The organism is Cylindrospermum stagnale PCC 7417 (assembly GCF_000317535.1).
Taxonomy (GTDB): domain Bacteria; phylum Cyanobacteriota; class Cyanobacteriia; order Cyanobacteriales; family Nostocaceae; genus Cylindrospermum; species Cylindrospermum stagnale.
Window position 1 is genome coordinate 1633724 of sequence record NC_019757.1, and the last position, 15630, is coordinate 1649353.

Below are 15630 nucleotides of genomic sequence, written 5' to 3' on the forward strand. Positions count from 1 at the left end.
CCCCGCTTGCGAGGAGGGGAGATTTGAAAGCTAGAGATACCCGACTTCTCAAAGGAGTCGGGTATCTAGTTCCTCGCCAATCATTTGAAACTGCTATATAAATCTTAATAAATGCTGGATAACGAGTTAATGGGATGTTTAACAGATTATTATTCGCCGGGATTTTGGTAGGAATTATTTGGAGCAGTATATTATCAAATACTGTTTCATCACAGCAAGTAGATTCTCGCATAAATAATCTACAATCAGACTTGCGTCGTGTTGAGTTGCGGTTGAATCAGATTGAGTTACAACTGAGTCAAACAGGTCGGTCTCCATCTTCTAGAACAACGCTGACTCCTCCATCCTCAGGGGGTTCTAGACGTAACTTAGCACAATCAGAACGCGATAGAATGTTTGACCGGCTGGCAACATTGGTGGTTGAATTAAAGCAACAAGTTAATAGATTAGAACAGCGAGTTTCTAGAATTGAATCACGCTGAAGAACCTAACCCCCAACCCCCTTCCCTAGTAGGGAAGGGGGCTATTGTCTCGTTACTAGGCTCCGTCTCCACTAAATTTCAGGAGGTGGAGCCTTTGAGAAATGCATTTCCTGGCTAGAGCAGACGAGAAAATTTGTATTTAGTCACATTTTTTAAGAGTGTTTGGGGGGATATTCTAGAGATAAGTGTTATGTTTATCTATTATTTAGGTTAACAAATATGACAACAGATTTTAATAAAAAAGTCATTTATGAAGGTGGATGTCACTGTGGTGTGGTGCGCTTTCGGGTAGTGGTTGATAACCACAAAGTAGATGATTGCAATTGTTCAATTTGTTGGAAAAAGGGTTTTTTGCATTTAATTGTGCCGAAAGAGCAGTTTACTTTGCTGCAAGGTGAAGATGAGTTGACAACTTATAAATTTAATACGGGAGTTGCACAGCATAAGTTTTGCCGCATTTGTGGAATGCATCCTTTTTATATTCCCCGCAGTCATCCCGATGGTGTTGATGTGAATGTGCGGTGTTTAGATGGAGATGTAATTGGGAATTTTGAAATTGTGCCTTTTGATGGCGCGAATTGGGAGGACAATATTCACAAATTGGTTGATTAGTTTTGAGTTCATTAAGTAGGTTGGCGTAAATAATTCAAGGTTGGTAGTGAGGGCTAAAGCCCTCACTACGAGCTAATTTCAATATTTTTTACTTCACTTAACATAGTTTGATTTCTTTTCGCCTACTTACTTAGTCAGGGCGAAGGTAGAAACGTTCCATAAAACGTCTCTACATCTAAATTCACACTTTGTTATGGTTACGCCACGCAAGCTATCACCAACGCCGCTAGTTGAGTTAACAAAAATACATGACCTTCAACTTGCTCAGAAAACCACTGCAAATCTGCTATACTATTTTGCAGTTGGCGCGATCGCAAACTCTCAACTCCTGCGATTGTCGCCACACTCATCAAAAATAATCACCCAAAAAATAAAAGCGATGACATACCGCCATCGCTTTTGAGATGATTTTAAAAAATGCAGGTTAAGCCGCAACAGGTGCTAATAACTGGATATTCGAGAAAATAAATTCTTGAACTGAAACTTTTCCTTCTATCTCCGTGCGAATCTCCCGACGATTGAGAATAGAATACTCACCAACTTTTTCGTATTCGTCAACAAACTCGCTTCTACCGCCCTTTTGTGCCCCGGTTTTGGGGTCATGATATACAGAGTCATAGGAGTGAGACAGATATCCTGCTCCTGTGTCATGACTGCTAAAGGTGTCAATTGTGACGTAAGTACCGTGAATTAAACGGTGAACGTGACACACTTCATTATTGCGAACTTTGTATTTATCACCCTCAGCCTTACCACCCATCAAAATCTCCACTGCACCAGTTTCATCAGTGGTACCATATCTAAAGGTGTTGGCGCTGTGGGTGTCTTCAAAGGCGCGACGGACGCGGTGGATAGCGATTTCCCAAGCTTGGTTATGAATTGCTTTTTTAGCTTGCTCGTCTTCTATATCTAAAACTTCTGCTTTGAGATTGCCATCAATAATAACTTTGCCTGTAATAACTTGCCCGTCCTGCTTATATGTGACATCTGCGGTGTAACCGGGGAAGTTCTTATCCCAAGTGTAGCGGTTTTCATAAGCAGCCCGGAAAAGTTCTTGGGCAGAGATTGTTGTAACTGTCATGCGCTTCTCCTATCGCCACTAGTGATAATAGCGTTTTATTTTTGCTGGTATTAGCATAGAAGTAATTATGGAGCCTCGCATAGTCCCCAAATGGGTACACTTATGGCTAATTCTCTCCACGCCGTTTTTCATGCGATCGCTAATGTCCGAAATGAGCAAGAATTAAAACTAGCTCTCAAGGATATAATTAGCGAGCATTTTGGCGTACAACATTGGGGCATCTATCTCCTAGATGACGACTCAACCGCTAAAATTGAAGTTCAGGGCATTCCCGCTGTCTGCTTAGAGAGCAACCCCGTGGGGCGCTATGTAGTTGAGCGTCACGCACCTACCCATGAGCAATTGTTATTATCCCCAGGTGACTGGAAAGATATTTGTTCACGTTCCGACCATGAACACGTCATGACTGGGCCAATTGTCTGTGATGGTCGTTTGGTGGGAACGGTAAATTTTGCCCGCGATAAAGGAAATCCCGCCTTTAATGGCAACGATTTAGCTGATTTGAGTGCTTTGTGCATTCATTTATCAGCTAAACTCGCCACCCTGCGGACAAAACCAAAAACATTTGAGTCTTCTGCAAGCTGTCCCCTAACACCACGGGAGTTACAAATTGCTGAATTAGTCGCACAGGGGTTAACGAATGCCGAAATAGCTGCCAGACTATGGATTAGTCAAAGTGCTGTGAAGCAAGCCTTAAAAAGGATGTTCCGCAAGCTAGAGGTTTCATCTCGTGCAGAAATGGTGGCAAAATTGCAAAATCTTGCCGCCTAACAAAAAAATCGGTTGTTGAGAAACCGATTTTTTTATTACATCAAGAACTTTGCGATACACTAACACCCATAACTTTGGCTGGGATAATTATCCCATAGTAACCGGCTGCGATCGCCGCTAAAGCATTGATTAACACATTATTCCCAAAAAGTGGCATTAAGCCAAAAAAGCTGTTAGCAAAGGGCAATAATCCCATGATTGCCAGTACAGCATAAGCAACGGCAAAACCACGATTAAATAAACGGGTGCTAATAGTATTATTGTAGGCAGCAATGCCCAAAAACCCTACAGCGCAGCGTACTAAGTTATGCAAAAAGTTGGTAGGAAATAACCCAAATATATAGCCAAATCCCGCCGCGTAAGCATTGGGAGCTACATCTGCTGGTACATAAGACGCACTTGCTCCTGGTAATGAAACTAAAGCGGGGATAAATCCAGCTATACCCAGAATCAAAAAGATAATACCAATTCCTAAAGCGCAGTAACGCTCTGCCATTTGACCAGCGGTGACGTTTTGCATATTGTTTTTTACTCCTGATATAAGTCAGTCTTCACAGCTTGGCTGAAATTTCATTCCAGCCAATTGCTATTAACCATCAAAATTATTCTGTGCCGTCAATTAATTGACGAGACATAACACTTTTAATTCAACTCACATTCCTTACAGTTGACTCTCTCACAAGGAATAATTCTCGGTTAAATCAGGAAGATTTTCGCGAAGTAGGGGATTATTGAGTTAAATGTCTTCAGAAACAGAATTCACATAGATTTAGTCAAATTAAGCATAAATTCACTAATTTATAGCCAATATTTCTCTTAAAGCTTGATAAATATGATTGATTGATATTAGCCCCCCTTTTTAAGGGGGGTTGGGGGGGATCTCATTTGTTTCAACCTTATGGGTAATTGGTATAACTAGCAACTTAAGTTATTAATCTCTTTTGCTAACCAAACCCGAAAGCTGTTATGATACAATCTATAATTTATTTCTTTATCAATACGCGTTTCTTGCAAAAATTCTAACCAATTTTCCATAATTTCCGCTACATCATATATATCAGCATTGAGAATTTGGGCAATAGCAACTGTTGACATTGCTTGAGTTTCCGCCACAGTCAAAACCCGCAATAACTCTACAGCCAAATCTGAAAAACCCTCACCTTGCATCTTTTGCCAATGCTGTTGATAATAGGCTTCTAAACCTAGGGGAATGTTATCAAATTCCGAGGCTTGAGAGTAAAAACCTTCAGCTATAGCTTTTAAAATTTGATGGACATACATAAAATTATTTTCGTCTTCGCTGATCAAGTGTGACCTCTCCCCCAACCCCTCCCCTGCTAGGGGAGGGGAGTCATGTTTCCCCACTTCCCTTGCAGGGAAGGGGGGAAGGGGGGTTAGGTTTATTTGAATATATGTTTTGATATCTTCGCTATTTTCGGCTGCATAATCTGATAAATATATGCTTTGTGATGGTGCTTCAATTAACAAACCGGAATTTGCTTTTTTATAGGGACGACGGGAGAAAATAAAATAAACGCCATCTGGTAAATATCGCGGTAGATAAATAAATTTGTTCCCAATGGTTGACCATTAGGGTCAATTGCATCTAAAGCATCAATAATAATGATTAATTTCTCTTCAGGTTGTAACTTATCGCTGATTTGTTGCAGCAGAAGCGATAAAAACTAACTTCCTTCCGCAGCATTTTCAGATATTATCTCCGTCATCCCTTGCTGTGAAGGTTGGGTATTCATAATTTACGTCTCTATTCCTTCCAGACTGAGAAAATGCAAGCGTCCCGATTCTTCGCCGACTACGATTGTGACACCATCAGGCGCGACAGCACAGCAGGTTATGGAACTTTCTCCTGTGAAAGTAGCTATTTCTGAACGGGAGTACAAATTCCAGACTTTGATTGTGTTGTTAGCAGAACCAGAAATCACAGACTGACCATCGGGGGTTATGGCGATCGCATTTAGCCAGTTACTATGACCAGTCAGGGTGAATTTTTCTGAACAAGAGTGCAAATCCCAGACTTTGATTGTCTCGTCATTGGAAACAGAAATCACCGACTGACCATCGGGGGTAACGGCGATGGCATTTACCGAGTCACTATGACCCGTTAGTGTCAACGTTTCTGAACAGGAGTGCAAATCCCAGACTTTGATTGTCTCGTCAGCAGAAGCAGAAATCATCAACCGACCATCGGGGGTAACGATGATCGCCATTACCGGGCTAAAATGAACTTCTGTCAGGGTGAACGCTTCTGAACGGGAGTGCAAATCCCAGAATTTGATTGTGTTGTTAATTGTGTAGCATTCAGAACCAGAAATCACCGACTCACCATCGGGAGTAACGGCGATCGCATTTACCGAGTCACAATGACCCGTCAGGGTGAATTTTTCTGAACGGGAGTGCAAATCCCAGACTTTGATTGTGTCGTCAGCGGAACCAGAAATCACAGATTTACCATCGGGGGTAACAGCGATCCCATTTACCAAGTCACGATGACCTGTCAGGGTGAATTTTTCTGTTCGGGAATGCAAATCCCAGACCTTGATTGTCTTGTCATCGGAACCAGTAATCACTGATTGACCATCGGGGGTAATGGCGATCGCATTTATCGAGTCACAATGACCCGTCAGTGTGAACGTTTCTGAACAGGAGTGCAAATCCCAGATTCTCATTTCGTCATAGGAATTAGAAATCACATATTTACTATCGGGGGTAACGATGATCCTATGTACCGAGCGACTATGACCTGTCAGGGTGAATTTTTCTGAACGGGAGTGCAAATCCCAGACTTTGATTGTCTTGTCATCGGAACCAGAGATTACCGACTGACCATCGGGGGTAACGGCGATGGCATTTACCGAGTTATGATGACCTGTCAGGGTGAATTTTTCTGAACGGGAGTGCAAATTCCAGACTTTGATTGTCTTGTCATCGGAACCAGAAATTACCGACTGACCATCTGGGGTGATGGCGATCGCATTTACCGAGTTATGATGACCTGTCAGGGTAAACGTTTCGGTTCCTGTCTGTAAATCCCAGACTTTGATTGTGTTGTCATCGGAACCGGAAATCACAGATTTACCATCGGGGGTAATGGCGATCGCTTTTACCAAGTTGCGAAGATTTTTGTTTGCGTAGTGTTTCCCAGGAATGGTGAATTTTTCGGTTCCTGTCTGCAAATTCCAGGCTTTGATTGTGTTGTCACCGGAACCAGAAATCACAGATTTACCATCTGGGGTAACGGCGATGGCATTTAGCCAGTTACTATGACCTGTCAGGGTGAACGTTTCTGAACGGGAGTGAAAATCCCAAATTTTGATTGTGTCGTCATCGGAACCAGAAATCACCGACTGACCATCGGGGGTTATAGCGATCGCTTTCACCGAGCCACTATGACCTGTCAAGGTGAACTTTTCCGTTTGGGAGTGCAAATCCCAGACTTTGATTGTCTTGTCATCGGAACCAGAAATTACCGACTGACCATCGGGGGTAATAGCAATCGCATTTACCGAGTTATGATGACCTGTCAGGGTAAATTCTTCGGTTCCTGTCTGCAAATTCCAGGCTTTGATTGTGTTGTCACCGGAACCAGAAATCACAGATTTACCATCGGGGGTAATAGCAATCGCATTTACCGAGTTATGATGACCTGTCAGGGTAAATTCTTCGGTTCCTGTCTGCAAATTCCAGACTTTGATTGTCTTGTCATCGGAACCAGAAATTACCGACTGACCATCGGGGGTAATGGCGATGGCATTTACCGAGTCAATATGACCTGTCAGGGTGAAGGTTTCCTTTCCTGTTTCCCAATCCCAGACTTTGATTTTCTCGTCACCGGAACTAGAAATCACCGACTGACCATCGGGGGTGATGGCGATCGCTTTTACCCAGTTGCGATGACCGTTCAGGGTGAATTTTTCTGAACCTGTTTCCCAATCCCAGACTTTGATTGTGCTGTCCCAGGAAGCAGAAATCACAGATTTACCATCGGGGGTGATGGCGATGGCGAAACGCCCGCTGGAAGCGATCGCATTTACCAAGTCATCATGACCTGTCAAGGTGAACTTTTCTGCTCCTGTCTGAAAATCCCAGACTTTGATTGTGTTGTCATCGCCACCAAAAAGCACAGATTTACCATCGGGGGTGATGGTGGTTGCACTTCCACAGCTACTATCACGTGTCAGGGTGAACCTTTCTGTTTGGGAGGGCAAATCCCAGACTTTGATTGTTTTGTCATCGCTAGCAAAAATCACAGATTTACTATCGGGGGTAATGGCGATGGCGAAACCCCCGCTTCCCGAGTCACTATCACCTGTCAGGGTGCGAATTAATGGCCCACCTGGTGGAATTAAGCTACCTGTTAAACAACGTAAACCAATGTTTTTGATCGCTGCCATTTGTTGCATTAATCCCTTAATTTCCGGTGCGTAAAAATGCAGCAATCGCCCTGATAATTGTCCAGCTAATTGTTTTTTATCCTGATTTAAAATATGTGCTGACAGCCGCAAAGCGCCTTGAATTAATTTTAATGCTTTCACTGGTTCAGCATATTCTAAATAAGTTAATAATTCTGCTTTATCAATTAAATCGTAATCTTCAATTAGCGCCTGTACACCAAATTGAGGGTGATTAATTTTAGCTTCAATAAAGTCAAAATCAGCTAACAAACGGCATAATTTGTCAAATTCTCTACCTTCTATGCACAACCGGGGAACTTCACCTAAAAAGTGTTTTCTTTCCTCCGGTGACTTTTCAGCTAACCAGGCGCTAATATTATTCACAAACCGTAACTCCCGCTGTGATATTATCTGCAACTCTGAGTTGATTTTTCTCTAATACGCTAGATTGAATATTATCTGATAGACGCATATATAAAATGAATTGATAAATTTAGATAAGTAACTCAACCAAATGAACTTTAAGATATCTCTCGTGCAAATGTAGTAGAGATGTTGCATCCAACGTTTCTACACTTCATGGAAGCACGGAATATGTTTCTAGAAAATTATCAAAAAATATCCCCTCTCCGCATTTGGAGAGGGGCTAGGGGTGAAGTTACGCCGGATAAATTCTTAAGCGGCGATTTGGTTCTTCGCCAAAACTGTCAGATTTGAGTCGATAATGTTCTACCAACTCATGCTGCATTTTGCGGACTTGGGAAGAACGGGGCAATAACTCAACTGGCTGACCTTTGGGAATGACAATTTGCTCTACAGCAAGCCTTGCTTCTTCTAGGGCGTCCATTTCGTCATCGCTGCCACTGTGCAAAAACAGTTGCAGTTCTCGGTCATCGGCGGTTTCTGGGTCATCCATGTTCAGCAAGCGCCGCAAGCCACGAGTTATCTGAGGAATAGTGCTGGACTTGATGACGTGGATGGGTACTTGACGCGCTTTAGCCATTTGCCGCAGCTTGGCATGATTTTTGATGTGCGATCGCAATGCCAAAATAGCATCAGCACTATCAATATCCTTTGTCAGCGCTACCGGCAAAGTTAGCACATTGATTACCTGCTCCAATTGGTGACGGCTAACCCCATAAGGGTAAATATGCAACGGCAAATCCTCGCCATTTGGCCCCGCATGTTTGCTGGCATGGTAATCAAAGCTGTCAGAATGATTAAAAGATTCATCCAACAAGCGGTCAAATTCACTGCGTCCAGTCACCCGCTCCCGTTCTAGGGGCAATGCTGGTAATGCTACCATCTGCCCAGATGAACGCCAACCATTAGGCTGTCGCACCGGTGGGAAAGATTCCTCTCCACCTGCTAGCTGTCCACCGCGACCGTTAACCACAGCTAACTGCCGTGTAATTGCAACTTTGCCTTGCTCATCAACTGTTCTTGTTTGTGGGCTAGGTTGACGCCCCCGCAACAGATTATCAACCGTGTCAGCAACGCTTTCGTGGACTACCCAGCGCTGCCTCTCCAACATTTCCACAGCAATCTCGAAAGTGGGAGGGGCTTTGCGTTCCAAAACGGTCTTTTGAGATCCCCGTCTTCTAGCCTCGTCATCTCCAAGGGTCACAGCCTGAATGCCCCCAACCAAATCACAGAGAGTCGGGTTTTTGATCAGGTTCTCAATCTGGTTCCCGTGGGCAGTACCTACCAATTGCACACCGCGTTCGGCAATGGTACGAGCTGCTAAAGCTTCCAGTTCTGTACCAATTTCATCAATTATAATGACTTCTGGCATATGGTTTTCCACTGCCTCAATCATCACCTGATGCTGTTGGTCTGGATGAGCTACTTGCATCCTTCTGGCGCGACCAATGGCGGGGTGGGCAACATCACCATCTCCGGCGATTTCGTTGGAGGTGTCGATAATTACCACCCGCTTATGCAGATCATCCGCTAACACACGGGCAATTTCCCTTAAGGCGGTAGTTTTGCCAACGCCCGGACGCCCCAGCATGAGAATCGATTTACCAGTTTCTACCAAATCGCGGATCATGCCAATTGTGCCGAATACCGCCCGACCGACGCGACAAGTTAAGCCAATAATCTTGCCTGTGCGGTTGCGGATGGCGCTAATCCGATGCAAAGTTTGCTCAATTCCTGCCCGATTATCTCCGCCAAAAATTCCGACGCGCTGAATGCAATCATCTATTTGTTCTTGAGTTACAGGTGTTTCGCTCAGATACTCAGCTTGCTGGGGAAAGCGAGCTTCTGGGCGACGGCCCAGATCTAAGACTACTTCAACTAAAATATCTCGTTTGGGATGATTCTCTAGTACGTGTCGCAGATCCTGGGGCAAAATGTCTAACAACTTTTGGAGATCTTCTGTAATCGTCATGCTTTCTATGGTGACGTTTTTAGAGATAACGAACGAGCGATTAACGCTCCTGCTGTGACTTGAGCTGGGAAACGAGAGAATGGGCAAGCCCTACAGCCTGCCAAAGTAATTCTGGTTCTTCTTCTAGGTGGATAGTCGCCTTGAGACTTGCTTGACTCACCTCCTTTTTTTCTAATTGCTCAAGAACTGGTGACAGCAGTACACGGGCGTAGCTACCGTAAGCTACTCCGGCAATTTTGGATTTTGGATTTTCGTCTTCTAATCCAAAATCTAAAATCGGCAATCTAAAATCGTTGAGCAGTGCCATTGCCTTTAACTTAGCAACGGTATAGCTGTTGGTGCCACCTGCTAACTGCACATATCCCGGTAACTTTGCTGCCAAAACTTTTTGCCCTAATTTCACAGCGGCGATCGTGGTACCGTCTCCAATATCACCACTCATTGGACGACCATCAGTTTGCCAAATTAAGGTACTTTTGAGGGGGGCTATCAGATTATACAGCGCGTCGAGGTAGTCAATCATTCCCTCGCCATCGGGACAACTGATAGCTATGACCTTTAATTGCTCTGCCCACGGTGAAATTGCTTGCCATAATTGCTGAAATTCTGCCAAACGCCCTACTTTTGTATGAATTTCGATGGCATCTACTCCCGTTGACATTACCAATGGTGCGATCGCTCCTGGCGTTGACATATAGGACTCTGTATAAATTTTCTCATATGGACATGCTGGTAGGCAACGTCCACAGCCATAGCACTTTTGAGCAACTACCCCCGAATAGTTCTCTTTTATACTGTTAAACACGATTGCCTGTGCTGGACAAATTTGTTCACAGGGTCTAGGGCAGTCTTTGGGGCACTCAGTGGCACGAAACTCAGCTTTGCGAAAATGGGGGTCTTCTCCATCATTTAGGCTGACCATCAAAAAGGGTAAGCTGCCTTTGTTGCTAAAACCTCGCTTTTGAGCATCCTCAGCTAAATCTCTGGCTACAAGTAGAGCCTCTTGGGCTGCGGCAATTACAGCTGGATCAGCTGCCACGTCTATGCAGTCAGCGCCCGCCAAAGTGTAGGCTAATGTTAAACTTCTGACAGCAGGTAGATGTTGGAAACTGGCGCCGCAAATCAGCTTGAACCAGTGACCTTGTTTCAGGGATTGTAAAGGGGCGAACAGATCAGTCACATTTCTATTATGCGTTTAGGCGATGGAAAATAGTAGCCTGCAATCGATAAAAAGTCCGGATTTCCTGAGCCAACATTCTCAGTATTCAGCAAAATCACGATTGAAGTCGCCTGTCATCCTTCTCTAGGAATAAATAACTGTTAGCTTATTTTGTTTGTTGTATTTATGTATACGAGGTACGGTAGTAAGATTGCCAACAGTAGATCAATAGTACTACTTATTTTGTATAAAATTATAGTTTTATTTTTATTGCGGAAGAATCTCAATTTCGTCGCCGACTTGTAAAATTTTTCCCGCTTCTGAGGCGGGTAATCTTGTATTCACACTCAAGCTGTAAAAGGTTTTAAAGCTGGATGTTGCTACCCAGCTTGGTAAGGTGGCTTGGCGCTGGTGGGCAAATATTTTGGCAAAGTTTGGGTCAGCTTTCCCTAGGTAAGAATCGCGGGTGGGGACGACACAACGCTGACAGGGATATACTCCAAAAAAGCGCACATCTCCCACTTTAAAGGATACTGCATCCCCAGTTTCGGTAAACAGCCGGTCTTCCCAAAAGGCTGGTACATCGCCAATCTCGATGTTGGCACGCATCCGCCGACGCAATTCATCTGCACTCAAACCAGGATACCAGGAAGCTACTTCTGTCAAGGTGGCTGTGCTAATTACTGTTGGACCTGGTGAGTCTGGATCATCAGGAAAGCCTAGTTGAGAGTTTTGTTTGAATGTGACGGTAAATTCAAAAAAATCGCTTAAAGTCGCTTCTAGCCTTTGTCGTTCTTGATCTAAATGAAAAACTTGTGGTGAGTTGCTGCCTGGAATTTGTAGTGAGATAGTTCTAGATTCTAAGGAAAATTCTGAGCGCAGTAAATGGATTTTGGCATGGCGCTTGCCGTTGACAAGCCTACCTTGGGTGTCAAAAATGGCAAATTCGCGATCGCCTTGCGGGCGCCTTGCGCCATCGCCTTGCGGGCGCCTTGCGCCATCGCCTTGCGGGCGCCTTGCGCCATCGCCTTGCGGGCGCCTTGCGCCATCGCCTTGCGGGCGCCTTGCGCCATCGCCTTGCGGGCGCCTTGCGCGATCGCCTTGCGGGCGCTGTGGCCCAACATACGCACCATCGTATTTAAGGGCGCCACTCTCTAAGACTGTCGCGGTTTCAACTTCAACGCCATCCAGTGACTTAATTGGGTACAGTAAAATCTTGGCTAAATATGGCATTTGAACAATTAAAAATTAAAAAATTAAAAATTAAAAAAATTTTAATCGCCATAGCAGCGAGCTATGGCGTAATTCTGGTTACTAATTGGAGTCTGGATACAACGGCGACTCATCGAGTCCGCCAACATTATTAAGCGGCCAGAAGCGAAGTACGGCACGACCGATAATATTTTGCCGGGGAACTAAACCCCAACAACGTCCATCATAACTGCTACCACGGTTATCACCTAAAACCAAATATGAGTTAGTGGGTATCGTTTGGGGTTTAGCTAAGAAAGGTGGCTGCGGTCCTGATGTGCAAACATCAACAACTGTACGCTTTCCGCTGGATAAGTAGTTTTCTTCTTGGAGGGGTTTGCCGTTGATCAAGACTTTGCCATCTTTGAGTTCTATTTTGTCTCCAGGTAAGCCAATGACACGTTTAATGAAGGCATCTTGATATTGTTCTTTTTGTAGCTCTAATGTAGGTGAAAATACTACAATATCTCCCCGTTGGGGAGCAGAAAATTTATACTTCAATTTATCGACAATAATCTTATCTGCTTCCCATTGGTTTGGCGTACCATGCAGAGTCGGTTCCATTGAGCCAGAAGGAATCCAGCGGGCTTCGGCGACAAATGTACGAATTCCCAAAGCTAGAACGATGCTCAAGATAATCGTTCTACCTAGCTCTGCGATCCAGGAATTATCAGTTTGTTGGCTAGAGTTGTTATCAGGCACTTGATTTTGCATGAAATTACTTAATTTAACGAAGGATGCAGGTAAGTAACTCGCCTAGGGAGACTTTATTTGTTAATCTTAACGAAAGAATTTTGTTTTCCTGATGAGGTTGGCGACTTGAGCAAGTGATTCATAAGTTAAAAATAAACTTTTTTTTTACAAGCAGCTAAATTTGGGTCTGAAGAGCGCAACCAAGTTTACCCTAAAAGGATAGTTATCTTTGATCAATAGCTCTCTATCTTCACATTGTGTACTCCATGTCATCTGCCAAAAGTTTACTAATTCGCCACGCCCGCATTATTCTACCCAATGGTGAATTGATGATTGGGGATGTATTGACGCGCGATCGCCAAATAGTTGCAGTGGCGCCGGAAATTTCCCCGACCACACCGACCAAAGAAATTGACGCACAAGGGTTAACTTTGTTGCCTGGAGTGATAGATCCCCAGGTGCATTTCCGGGAACCAGGACTAGAACATAAGGAAGATTTGTTTACTGCTAGTTGTGCTTGTGCCAAAGGGGGGGTGACATCATTTCTGGAAATGCCCAATACACGCCCGCTAACGACTACCCAATTCGCAATAGAAGACAAACTAAAACGTGCCTCCGAGAAGTCCTTGGTTAATTATGGCTTTTTTATTGGGGCGACGACTGACAATTTAGCAGATTTGCTTTCGGCAAAGCCAACACCAGGAATTAAAATTTTTATGGGGTCGATGCATGGTCAGTTGCTAATTGACCAAGAAGCAGCGTTGGAGGCGATATTTGCCCAAGGAACTCGCTTAATTGCTGTTCATGCAGAAGATCAAGCGAGAATCAACCAACGACGCCAAGAATTTGCCGATATTCATGATCCAGCAGTTCATTCCCAAATTCAAGACAATCAAGCGGCACTTTTGGCGACTCAACTAGCGTTAAAGCTATCTCAAAAATACCAACGGCGTCTCCATATTCTACATATGTCAACGGCCGAGGAGGCAGATTTGCTGCGTCAGCATAAACCAAGTTGGGTAACGGCAGAGGTGACTCCACAGCATTTGTTGATGAATACTGATGCTTATGAAAAGATTGGGACTTTAGCGCAGATGAATCCACCTTTGCGATCGCCACATGATAATCAAGTCCTTTGGCAAGCTTTACGCGATGGTGTAATTGATTTTATCGCTACAGACCACGCCCCCCACACCTTAGAAGAAAAAGCTCAACCATACCCCAACAGCCCCTCTGGAATGCCTGGGGTAGAAACTTCTCTAGCTTTAATGTTAACAGCTGCGATGCAGTCCAAGTGTACTGTGGCTCAAGTTGTTCACTGGATGTCAAAGGCTGTGGCTGTAGCTTATGGTATTCCCCACAAAGGCGCGATCGCACCTGGTTACGATGCCGATTTAGTTCTGGTAGATTTAAACACTTATCGCCCAGTCTTGCGTGAAGAACTATTAACCAAGTGCGGTTGGAGTCCATTTGAGGGCTGGAACCTTACCGGATGGGCTGTTACAACCATTGTCGGCGGCGAAATTGTTTACGACAAAGGGCAGCTAAATACATCAGTGCGAGGTCAAGCTTTAACTTTCGTGTAGCGAATCATCTTGGCGACCGCTGGTATGATGACTGTTATTTGTGGGAGATATGCGCTGCTTCTTCCTCTGCTCCCACAATATTTCCACCGTATAACTTAAAGCCTGTCGATAAAAATAAATTTGGTGATTGGCAATTCCCACACATTGACGGGGGAGTTTCTGCTAACAATCCTGCTCTAGCAGCGTTGAGTTTAGCTATGAGAATAAATCAAAGTTCGGTCTCACAAACAATTAAAGAAAAATACAAACTTCATGATCTTCAGTTTGCCGATTACTCTATTCTTTCTATTGGCACTGGTCAAACTGGTGAACCATATCAGTTTGAGCAAGTAAACAAATGGAAAGGCTTGGACTGGGCAGCACATCTTACTGATATTTTTATGGACCCTACATCTGAGGTAGCGAGTACAATTTGCCGACAAATTATGGGCGGATATAATTCAAAACGTTATTTACGTCTTCAATTTAATTTAAATGAGACAACTAAACCTAAGCCAGAAGAGACTTATAAAGATCCTCGCCTCGTATTGCGGCAAGATGAGCGAAAAAACAAATTTACAGAGCAACACATCACTGAAGAAATAGATAATGCTAGCCAGGAGACTATCCAGCAGTTAATAGATACAGCGTCTGCATTCATTGATCAAGGTCGGAGCTTTTATACCAGAGATGAAGATGGGCCTGGGGTGAAAGATGCGATCGCCTCTTTCATCAGAAATAACTAATACATCTGGCGGCGAAATCTCCACTAATAACACAATTAAATGGCGTGATTTCCGCTATACGAGTATTGTTATCCCCATAACTCAAGCGCACACTCAGATAACTATCTGGCTTGTAAGGCAAACGTTGGGGCCACTCAATCGCTACAATTCCCGGCATGACTTCAACGCCTTCCCAATAAGTTTCTAAATTCAAAGCGGCAACTTCATTTGCTTCTAAGCGATATAGATCCAAATGGTAAAGCGGGAGGCGTCCTTCGGTGTACTCGTTAATCAGGGTAAACGTGGGACTGACAATCGATTCAGTGATACCCAGACCCTTACCAATACCTTGCACCAAGGTAGTTTTGCCAGCGCCTAAATCCGCTTCTAGTAAAATTACACTACCAGCAGTCAGCAATTCTCCAAGAATTACACCCAAACAGATCGTTGCTTCTGCATCTGCAAGAAAGATGTTCATATTGGT

General features: G+C 44.0%; 15 protein-coding genes. 5 read left to right on the forward strand and 10 right to left on the reverse strand.

Annotated features, from left to right (window positions below; all coding sequences use genetic code 11):
* The first annotated feature begins 134 nt into the window (after positions 1-134).
* Both CYLST_RS06810 and CYLST_RS06815 read left to right on the forward strand, forming a co-directional pair.
* Positions 135-482, forward strand: coding sequence for a hypothetical protein (locus CYLST_RS06810; protein ID WP_015206967.1), 348 nt, complete (start codon positions 135-137; stop codon positions 480-482).
* 219 nt (positions 483-701) lie between these two features.
* A complete protein-coding gene (locus CYLST_RS06815; protein WP_015206968.1) occupies positions 702-1094 on the forward strand; it encodes a GFA family protein in 393 nt (130 codons plus the stop codon).
* Positions 1095-1291: 197 nt separating this feature from the next.
* Here CYLST_RS06815 and CYLST_RS34260 read toward each other — a convergent pair whose 3' ends face one another.
* Positions 1292-1444, reverse strand: a complete 153-nt coding sequence (locus tag CYLST_RS34260) for a hypothetical protein (protein ID WP_015206969.1) — start codon at positions 1442-1444, stop codon at positions 1292-1294.
* A 74-nt stretch (positions 1445-1518) separates the two neighbouring features.
* Positions 1519-2175, reverse strand: coding sequence for a DUF3386 domain-containing protein (locus CYLST_RS06820; protein ID WP_015206970.1), 657 nt, complete (start codon positions 2173-2175; stop codon positions 1519-1521).
* Positions 2176-2277: 102 nt separating this feature from the next.
* Between CYLST_RS06820 and CYLST_RS06825 the strand changes: the two genes are divergently transcribed.
* Positions 2278-2946 (forward strand): LuxR C-terminal-related transcriptional regulator, encoded by a 669-nt coding sequence (locus CYLST_RS06825; RefSeq protein WP_041232999.1) that lies wholly within the window; start codon positions 2278-2280, stop codon positions 2944-2946.
* 40 nt (positions 2947-2986) lie between these two features.
* On the opposite strand, the gene CYLST_RS06830 is transcribed toward CYLST_RS06825, so the two are convergent.
* The 7 genes from CYLST_RS06830 to lepB form a co-directional block, all read right to left on the reverse strand.
* Positions 2987-3466, reverse strand: coding sequence for a DUF4383 domain-containing protein (locus CYLST_RS06830; protein WP_015206972.1), 480 nt, complete (start codon positions 3464-3466; stop codon positions 2987-2989).
* 395 nt (positions 3467-3861) lie between these two features.
* Positions 3862-4227: a hypothetical protein gene (locus tag CYLST_RS34265; protein WP_157162543.1), complete on the reverse strand. Its 366-nt coding sequence runs from the start codon at positions 4225-4227 to the stop codon at positions 3862-3864.
* Between the two features lie 476 nt (positions 4228-4703).
* A complete protein-coding gene (locus tag CYLST_RS06840) occupies positions 4704-7742 on the reverse strand; it encodes a beta-propeller domain-containing protein (RefSeq protein WP_015206973.1) in 3039 nt (1012 codons plus the stop codon).
* Between the two features lie 274 nt (positions 7743-8016).
* The gene (locus CYLST_RS06845) at positions 8017-9753 is read right to left on the reverse strand and encodes a R3H domain-containing nucleic acid-binding protein (RefSeq protein ID WP_015206974.1); all 1737 of its coding nucleotides are present in this window, start codon (positions 9751-9753) and stop codon (positions 8017-8019) included.
* Between the two features lie 40 nt (positions 9754-9793).
* The gene (gene ldpA, locus CYLST_RS06850) at positions 9794-10933 is read right to left on the reverse strand and encodes a circadian clock protein LdpA (RefSeq protein WP_015206975.1); all 1140 of its coding nucleotides are present in this window, start codon (positions 10931-10933) and stop codon (positions 9794-9796) included.
* A gap of 246 nt (positions 10934-11179) precedes the next feature.
* Entirely contained in the window at positions 11180-12145 is a 966-nt protein-coding gene (locus tag CYLST_RS06855) for an MOSC domain-containing protein (RefSeq protein ID WP_015206976.1), read from the reverse strand.
* An 81-nt stretch (positions 12146-12226) separates the two neighbouring features.
* Positions 12227-12877 carry a signal peptidase I gene (gene lepB / locus CYLST_RS06860; protein ID WP_015206977.1) on the reverse strand — a complete coding sequence of 217 codons (651 nt, stop codon included), beginning with the start codon at positions 12875-12877 and terminating at the stop codon, positions 12227-12229.
* Between the two features lie 245 nt (positions 12878-13122).
* Between lepB and CYLST_RS06865 the strand changes: the two genes are divergently transcribed.
* Together CYLST_RS06865 and CYLST_RS06870 are read left to right on the forward strand one after the other, a co-directional pair.
* Entirely contained in the window at positions 13123-14442 is a 1320-nt protein-coding gene (locus CYLST_RS06865) for a dihydroorotase (protein ID WP_015206978.1), read from the forward strand.
* Positions 14349-15167: a patatin-like phospholipase family protein gene (locus tag CYLST_RS06870; protein ID WP_085960578.1), complete on the forward strand. Its 819-nt coding sequence runs from the start codon at positions 14349-14351 to the stop codon at positions 15165-15167. The genes CYLST_RS06865 and CYLST_RS06870 overlap by 94 nt, the downstream gene beginning before the upstream one ends.
* Here CYLST_RS06870 and CYLST_RS06875 read toward each other — a convergent pair.
* A complete protein-coding gene (locus CYLST_RS06875; protein ID WP_015206979.1) occupies positions 15154-15624 on the reverse strand; it encodes a bifunctional alanine racemase/tRNA (adenosine(37)-N6)-threonylcarbamoyltransferase complex ATPase subunit type 1 TsaE in 471 nt (156 codons plus the stop codon). The two genes, CYLST_RS06870 and CYLST_RS06875, sit on opposite strands and share 14 nt — an antisense overlap.
* Positions 15625-15630 lie beyond the last annotated feature (6 nt).

Bases quoted from the DNA above. Each gene is read 5' to 3' on its own strand.
- CYLST_RS06865 (WP_015206978.1), top strand. From the start codon at position 13,123: ATGTCATCTGCCAAAAGTTTACTAATTCGCCACGCCCGCATTATTCTA.
- CYLST_RS06820 (WP_015206970.1), bottom strand. From the start codon at position 2,175: ATGACAGTTACAACAATCTCTGCCCAAGAACTTTTCCGGGCTGCTTAT.
- CYLST_RS06825 (WP_041232999.1), top strand. From the start codon at position 2,278: ATGGCTAATTCTCTCCACGCCGTTTTTCATGCGATCGCTAATGTCCGA.
- CYLST_RS06870 (WP_085960578.1), top strand. From the start codon at position 14,349: ATGGGCTGTTACAACCATTGTCGGCGGCGAAATTGTTTACGACAAAGG.
- CYLST_RS06830 (WP_015206972.1), bottom strand. From the start codon at position 3,466: ATGCAAAACGTCACCGCTGGTCAAATGGCAGAGCGTTACTGCGCTTTA.
- CYLST_RS06815 (WP_015206968.1), top strand. From the start codon at position 702: ATGACAACAGATTTTAATAAAAAAGTCATTTATGAAGGTGGATGTCAC.
- CYLST_RS34260 (WP_015206969.1), bottom strand. From the start codon at position 1,444: ATGAGTGTGGCGACAATCGCAGGAGTTGAGAGTTTGCGATCGCGCCAA.
- CYLST_RS34265 (WP_157162543.1), bottom strand. From the start codon at position 4,227: ATGTATGTCCATCAAATTTTAAAAGCTATAGCTGAAGGTTTTTACTCT.
- CYLST_RS06810 (WP_015206967.1), top strand. From the start codon at position 135: ATGTTTAACAGATTATTATTCGCCGGGATTTTGGTAGGAATTATTTGG.
- CYLST_RS06845 (WP_015206974.1), bottom strand. From the start codon at position 9,753: ATGACGATTACAGAAGATCTCCAAAAGTTGTTAGACATTTTGCCCCAG.
- CYLST_RS06875 (WP_015206979.1), bottom strand. From the start codon at position 15,624: ATGAACATCTTTCTTGCAGATGCAGAAGCAACGATCTGTTTGGGTGTA.
- lepB (WP_015206977.1), bottom strand. From the start codon at position 12,877: ATGCAAAATCAAGTGCCTGATAACAACTCTAGCCAACAAACTGATAAT.
- CYLST_RS06855 (WP_015206976.1), bottom strand. From the start codon at position 12,145: ATGCCATATTTAGCCAAGATTTTACTGTACCCAATTAAGTCACTGGAT.